9 protein-coding genes are annotated in these 7,023 nt (G+C 45.7%); all 9 read right to left on the bottom strand.

Annotation, left to right across the window (positions count from 1 at the left end; genetic code table 11):
* Window positions 1-99 precede the first annotated feature (99 nt).
* On the bottom strand, window positions 100-474 hold the full coding sequence (locus LIQ05_RS12210; RefSeq protein WP_330633987.1) for a DUF5945 family protein: 375 nt from the start codon (window positions 472-474) through the stop codon (window positions 100-102).
* A 44-nt stretch (window positions 475-518) separates the two neighbouring features.
* Complete coding sequence (locus tag LIQ05_RS12205) at window positions 519-779, bottom strand: hypothetical protein (protein ID WP_226820954.1); 261 nt, start codon at window positions 777-779, stop codon at window positions 519-521.
* A 226-nt stretch (window positions 780-1,005) separates the two neighbouring features.
* Complete coding sequence (locus LIQ05_RS12200) at window positions 1,006-1,500, bottom strand: hypothetical protein (RefSeq protein ID WP_226820952.1); 495 nt, start codon at window positions 1,498-1,500, stop codon at window positions 1,006-1,008.
* 152 nt (window positions 1,501-1,652) lie between these two features.
* Complete coding sequence (locus LIQ05_RS12195) at window positions 1,653-1,931, bottom strand: hypothetical protein (protein WP_226820950.1); 279 nt, start codon at window positions 1,929-1,931, stop codon at window positions 1,653-1,655.
* Window positions 1,931-3,580: an ABC1 kinase family protein gene (locus LIQ05_RS12190; protein WP_226820948.1), complete on the bottom strand. Its 1,650-nt coding sequence runs from the start codon at window positions 3,578-3,580 to the stop codon at window positions 1,931-1,933. The genes LIQ05_RS12195 and LIQ05_RS12190 overlap by 1 nt, the downstream gene beginning before the upstream one ends.
* A 145-nt stretch (window positions 3,581-3,725) precedes the next feature.
* Window positions 3,726-4,142, bottom strand: coding sequence for a phasin family protein (locus tag LIQ05_RS12185; protein WP_226820946.1), 417 nt, complete (start codon window positions 4,140-4,142; stop codon window positions 3,726-3,728).
* 77 nt (window positions 4,143-4,219) lie between these two features.
* Window positions 4,220-4,600 (bottom strand): diacylglycerol kinase family protein, encoded by a 381-nt coding sequence (locus LIQ05_RS12180; protein ID WP_226820944.1) that lies wholly within the window; start codon window positions 4,598-4,600, stop codon window positions 4,220-4,222.
* Between the two features lie 154 nt (window positions 4,601-4,754).
* Entirely contained in the window at window positions 4,755-5,297 is a 543-nt protein-coding gene (locus tag LIQ05_RS12175; RefSeq protein WP_226820942.1) for a Uma2 family endonuclease, read from the bottom strand.
* A 108-nt stretch (window positions 5,298-5,405) separates the two neighbouring features.
* A complete protein-coding gene (locus LIQ05_RS12170) occupies window positions 5,406-6,923 on the bottom strand; it encodes an ASKHA domain-containing protein (protein ID WP_226820934.1) in 1,518 nt (505 codons plus the stop codon).
* Between the last annotated feature and the right edge of the window lie 100 nt (window positions 6,924-7,023).

Raw genomic sequence — 7,023 nt, 5'->3', positions numbered from 1 at the left:
TCAATTTTTTATTCTCTTAATTTTGTTTAGGTGGAACTTTTTCTGGAAGTTCACATTCAGTTTTGTCCACACGGCATTTATTTTTTCTTGGGTTCTTGTTTATTTCAGTTTTTCAAGGATCTCATCTGCGCTCATCCCGCTTGCCAGCAACTTCTTCAGCACAGCCTCTGCTTCGGTCTTCTTAGCTTCTTCAGCGGCCTTAGCATCCGCCTTTGCCTTCTTCGCTTCCAGGGATGCCACTTCTTTTTCGGCCTTCTTCAGAGCAGTCTTCTTCTCTTTCAATGTGTTCTTCTGCTCCTCAATCGCTTTCTGGATGGATGCGATCTCGGTATTCAGAGACGCAATAGTCTCCTGCTTCTCTACAATCTGGGATGCGTAATCTTTAGTGATATTAGTTTTGGGACGGTTTTTGCTGCCTTTCGTTCTGGGCATGGTGATAACCTCTTTTCTTTTATAGTTGTTTAAGTATAGCACTGTGTTGGGGTGAGGGCAACCACAGCAAATTTGTAATCGCTTGTTTACTTCGATAAAACGACTAAATAATCAAAGAGTTTATCTAGGCGTCGAATCTCTTCATAATATATTGTTTCTTGATCATTGAAGCTTTGAACCCCTAGTGTATTCAAAATATGCTGTTTGGTATCCTCCCTGTCACTTTCTGCAAGTAGATGATCAAAATAGATACGATAATCATGCAAGATATATAGTGGCGACATTGTAAGTGCTACATCTATATTAGAAATATTCTGACTCAATTTGACGAGAATTGCTTGAATCATTTTTATCGATTTCCAATTCCGGTATTGTCTATCTCGCTCTGGTTCTGAGTAGAGAATTTCATACAAATCTCGCATTTTATCAATGCTAAAACCTCCTCATATAATCAAGTGTTTTTTATTGAAAATTCAAGGTTTTTCAACCTTTCATATCTCAGTGAATAAGCCACAGCTATGAGCATTTCGATGTATCAGTTTTGTATTATCAAATGCTTGTATCATAACAGTTTCATTTCTCCTGCATGTTGCGGACCACTTTGGCAGCTTCGTCTTTGGAGGTGACGATAAGAAGCTTCTTGTCGCCGCCGTTTTCCATCTTTTTATGTAAGGAATTTTTCCAGATTTCACGGGTGCCATAGGAAAGGAGCAGATAAATGATCACGGTGGTAATCAGGATCATTCTGGAAAAGCTCTGGCCTTCCTGGATCATGAACAGATAAATGATGGCCAGCACGCCTACGATAATGGATTGTTTCAGGGTGGCTACGAATTCTTTATAATGACCTCTTTTCAGCACGCTTTTCATAGTGCCTGCGGTGAAGATCACCACCAGATCTGCCAGACCGAGAAATATGGCCATGTTCCGGTACAAAATGTCACCGTACAGATTCATTCCTTTCCCGCGAAGCGCATACGCCAGAATAAATGCCAGCTGCAGGCAGATCATATCCAGCACCATAAAGTCAGCATGTTTTAACCAGCCTTCTGAGTCCTTTCGATACATATTTTTCTTTTTCCCTCCCGAGTATTTCTTTACACTTTCGGTGATTCAGCTCTTATCTGGTACAGTGAAAATCAGACAAGTAAACATTGCGGTAACTTCATATACACTGTACTGGAATCACCATGGTAAAATCCGTCTTCTATTCTTTATATTTATAACTTATCTAAATTTATATATTCCCGCCAACGCATTACAACAGATTTTCCAAAATCTGTTTTCCGAAGATCACCTGCCCAGATAATTTTCTTCTTCGCGTCAGCGGCTTCATATACCCTTATTTTTTCTATTTTGACAAATTTCACCATTCCAGTCTTCTTAATAAGATAGCACCCTCTTCTTTTAGTGTCAACCCCCCCAGCTTTCTTTCCGGGGGTTCTGGGGAAGTTTGGTGATTTTATCCACTTAATTTGTCCTTTTTCAAGTTTTTTCACTACTTTTTCATGAAGTGTTTGATAAACAGATACATGAGGATCACCAGTGCCCCAAAATAGCCCAAAACGCCCAGTGCCGGGATGCCAAACATTTTTGGTGTCATATCTGTGGTACAGATAATGCTGGAGCTGATCAGAAGTGCCATAACCCACAGTCCAAGGACGATGTTCCGGATCAGGCGGCGCATCAGCCACGCCAGGTCATCGGAGGCGTGAAGATCCAGGTTGATCTTGGTCTGGCCTTTCATGCAGCCCTGGAGAAAATCAGCTGCCAGGGCAGGGATGTCTACGGCGCGGAGCATGGAGCGGTACAGCTTTTTGCCGGTACCTTTCATCTGTTTTTTCCAGTTGCCATTTTCCAGAAGGTTGCCCTTCAGACGGGCAGCTGCAATCTGGACCATGTTGATATCCGGACTGATGTCGGCGAGTACCCCTTCCATATGTGTCAGGCCACGGGCAAGCATGGTGAGACCGTGGGGCATGACGATCTTGTTCTCTTTCATCACATCCATCAGGTCGGTGAGGATCTCTACGATATCGATTTCGCCCATGTCTGTGGTGCCGTATTTCGCCATAAGGTCGCGGATGTCTGTGTAAAGACGGCTCTGGTCTGGTTTTCCCTTAAATTCTCCAAGTGCGAGAACGGCATCCTGGATTTTCCCAATATCGTTCAGAGCAACGCCTTCGATGGCCTGGCCGATGAGCTCGCGGTCGTGGTCGTTCAGACGTCCCATCATTCCCATGTCGATCCAGACGATCCTGCCGCCCTGGATCATTACATTTCCAGGATGGGGATCTGCGTGGAAGAAGCCGTCATCCATTACCTGCTTGATGAAATTGTCTACGAATTTGCTGCCAATCTCGTCCAGGTCGTAGCCTCCTGCCAGGAGGGTTTCTTTGTCATCAATGGGAATGCCGTCGATGTATTCCATGACCAGCACGTTGGCGGTGGTGTATTCCCGGTAAAGGATGGGGGTTTTTACAAAGGCTACGTTTTTGTTTTTGCGGGAAAATTCCTCCATGTTGGCGGCTTCGGTGAGGAAGTTCATCTCTTCCTGGGTAACACGCCAAAGCTCTTCCAGCACAAGGTTCAGGTCTACGGCTTCCTTGATGGTTACCGGCGGAAGGAGCTTCACCGCTTTTTTCATAAGGCCGATGTCCCGGGCCATGACTTCGTAGATGCCCTTTCGCTGAACCTTCACCACTACTTCTTCGCCTGTCTTCAGGATGGCACGGTGAACCTGGGCGATGGAGGCGGAGCCAAGGGGTCTGGGCTGGATTTCCTGGAATTCCTCCTGCCAGGGGCAGCCGAAGGCTTCCTGGAGGACTTCTTCTACTTCGGAAAATGGCATGGGTGGGACGTCTGAGCAAAGCTTCATCAGCTCGTCGCAGTAGCGCTTGGGCAAAATGTCAGAGCGCATGGACATGATCTGGCCTAATTTGATAAAGGTAGGACCAAGGTCGGTGAGGATCAGGCGGAGCTTCTCCGGGGAAACGCCTCTGGTGATGGCGTGTTTATGGAGGACGGCGGTGATTTCCTTTAGACGTTCTTTGTAATTACCAGAATCTTTCGGGTTCTGGTTTATGGCCTTTGCGCTGTCTGTCTCCACTTTTTGGTTCCTTTTTTTTGTTTCTTCTGTCACACCCATGTCTGTTCCCCTTACTACAAAGGCAGGATTCGGGTTCTTTCTTTCCTCGTCCTGCCTTTCTGAATTTCTTTATTTTGTTCCGTAATGCGGTACCGCATTTCTGAAACAAGGCAATAATATTTCTTTTTCCCGAAAATGTTATTGCTTATTCCTGTGGATCTGCCTCGTATTCTTCTTTGGCTTCCTCGGCTTCTGCCTCTTCTTCGGCGGTTTCTGCTTCTTCAGCCACCGGCTCCTCCGGTGCAGCTTCCTCTGCATCCACATCCTTCTCCTGCATCCTGCTGATCTGCTCTTTCAATGCTGCAAGCTGATCAGGAGTCATTTTGCTAAGGACGTCCTTCAGCTCGTCCGGGTTGGATGGCTTCAGGGTTACGTTTACATTCTTCTTCACGCTCTCTTTGATATTGTGCTTCAGTTCCTGATTGAGAACCTTGCCCTGTTCTACGGTGAGCTCACCTTTTTTTACCAGTTCATCCAGAACCTCTTTGGATTTCTCTGCGGTCACTGCTGCAGTGCCGATTCCTGCAAGTAAAATTTTTTTGATGCCTTCTCCAAGCTCCATAGTGTGTGCTCCTTTCTTATTTACAGCTGTATCTGCCAACTCCCTGTGGAATTTTCGTTTCCAGCAGATCGGACTTCTCATAAAATTCCAAGAAATACCAGCCCTTTAGGTACGAAAATGATCAGTCCGGCGATGGCGGCCATGATTGCGGCGATCAGAACGGCTCCGGCGGCGGTGTCCTTGGCGGTTTTCGCCAGAGGCTTGTACTCGCTGGTTACCAGGTCTACCACGGATTCTACGGCAGTGTTCACCAGCTCCAGTGCCATTACCAGTCCGAAAAGTCCCAGACAGATGCACCATTCCACCGGGGAAAGCTTCAGGATCATGCCTGCGATCACTACCAGGACTGCCATGACACAGTGGATCTTCATGTTCCGTTCCTTGCGGATGCAGGTGAAAATTCCTTCAAATGCGTATCCGAAACTTTTCGTAATTGGTGGTTTCTTTGGTGCTGTCATTTCGTACACTTCCTGTCTGTTGGTTTGGGGATAGTATAGCATATTTTGTGCTAAATTACTATAAATTTAGATATTTTTTACAATTTTTGCTCTCCTGGCGCATAATTTTCCAAAAGGGCAAGCCTCGAAATGGGTCTGCCCTTACATGCATTTTCTAAATATCCAGTTTACTAAAATCAATTACCAAGTCCTCATAGATTCCTGCTTTTACCGAATCCTGCAATGTATATTGTTCCGTATCTCCCTTTTCAAAATCATATACAAATATCTGATTCTTAACCGCATCTATGATCCAGTATTCTCTTACACCTGCTGTTCTGTATTTAAAAAGCTTCGTATAATAGTCCATTCGTTTACTTGCAGGAGAAACAATCTCAATAATCCAGTCTGGTGCACCATTGCAGCCTTTATCATCCAGTTTATCCAGATCACAGATAACTGAAATGTCTGGCTCTACATAAGTACTAGTCGTATCGTCCAGATATACTGCAAATGGAGCAGCATAGACTTCGCTTTTCCCCTTATGGGAACGGATGTACTCAAGAATTCTGGCTGACAGTTCCATGGATATTTTCTGGTGTGTTCTGTTAGGTGGTGCCATATAGTATATATGTCCATCAATAAGCTCCGCTCTCTCCCCTTCTGGAAGAGCATATATATCATCTATTGTATAAACTTTTTCTTCGAGTAATGGCATGTAATCACTCCTTTTCGATGATTTCTATTACTTCTAAGTATATCGAAAGAACTTCTTCAAATCAACCATTTGAAAATGAATTTTCATTGATATAAATCAAAAAGCAGTTTATAACTTTATATCTTTCTGCCGTTCTTTTAGTTTCTCCATAACCGTAGGATACCGCTTATAATCTGTATGGGGCAAAGCCTGGGCTGCTACCATTAATTCCAGGAAATCCTCCACTTCGGCGAACTGAATATAAACCATTTCTTCCAGGATCTGGTCGATGTCAGTGAGGAGACTTCGGTTTAAAAGAAGCTTCTGGGCTCCTTCCAGTGAGGAGTTTCCAGCGTTGATAATGTGGTCGCGGTCCATATCGGGATACATGCCGATGGTGATGGCGGATTCTTTGGATACATGTTTGCCAAAGGCTCCTGCCACGTAGAAGCGGTCAGCCTGGCTCAGCTCAAGCCCGGATTCCCGGAGCATGATTTCTACCATGGTGTGAGCGGCGGATTTGGTGCGGATAAATTCGTCGATGTCCTTCTGGTAGAAGTACAGACCGGGGGCATATTCCACGCAGAGCTGGTTGTCTCTCTCCTGAATGAGAGGGCTTTTTTCCGGGGAAAGCTTGCCGCGGATGTCGATCCAGCCTTCCAGGAAAAGCTCTGCGATCAGGTCTATAATGCCGGAGCCGCAGATTCCCTGAGGCGCAGAATTTCCAATTACATGCACAAAGATGTTCCCATCCCTTATCTTCACTTCATCCACAGCCCCTACATCCGCCCGCATTCCAGTGCGTACCACGCCTCCCTCCAGCGCTGGTCCTGCTGCGCCTGCGCCGCAGAGAAGAAATTCTTTATTTCCGATCACCAGCTCGCCGTTGGTTCCGATATCGAAGAAGACGCTGATCTCGTTTTTCTTATATAATTCAGTGTCAATCATGCCGCTGATAATATCGCCACCAAGGTAGTTTGACTTGGCAGGGTAACAATAAACGTAGCCCTTCAGCGGAATGTCCAGATCGCGCGCCAGCTGGAAGCCGGGGCGATCGGCATGGACTGCGTGCGGAGTGTAGAAAACGCAGAAGGCATCCATTCCCAGAAGGAAGTGAATCATGGTGGTGTTGCCCGCGATTACCATGGAGAGCGCGGAGTGGCTTGCATCCAGCTTATCCATGCATTCACAAATGGATTCTACCGTAACCCGCCGCACTTCTTCCAGCTTTTCCTTATTATCTTTACAGTAAAAAATCCTGGACAGAATATCTGTCCCCCACTGAATCTGCTTATTGAAGCAGCTGACTTCCTTCAAAATCTCTCCACTGTTGCAGTCCAGAAGTCTCGCCACCACAGTGGTACTTCCCAGATCCACCGCCAGCCCATAATGTTGCGCGGTGGTATCTCCTTCCTCAATCTCCACCATTTCCCATTTATCCCCATTCCAGGCAAGGGAAACCGTTATTTTCCACTTTGCGTTGTCCAGCAAGGGGTATAACTCCCGCAAAATGTGGACAGGTATATGAACCCGCTCTTCCACACCTGCTGCCGCCAGACTATCCAGGATCCGCTGCTGGTCTGAGCGGGGATCGTCTTCTGTTGGGAGGGGGAGTTCGAGATATCGTTTTTGGCTGAGTCCGTTCATCGTTTTTCAGCTCCTTATTTTTTTACTCATTTTGAGTGTGTTTATATATTTTATTCCTTATTTGGATATTTTTTATTGACGTAATTCGAATTATTCTATA

Origin of the sequence: Blautia glucerasea (assembly GCF_020537505.1) — a bacterium.
GTDB lineage: Bacteria > Bacillota > Clostridia > Lachnospirales > Lachnospiraceae > Blautia_A.
This window is presented reverse-complemented; position numbering and strand designations above follow the sequence as displayed.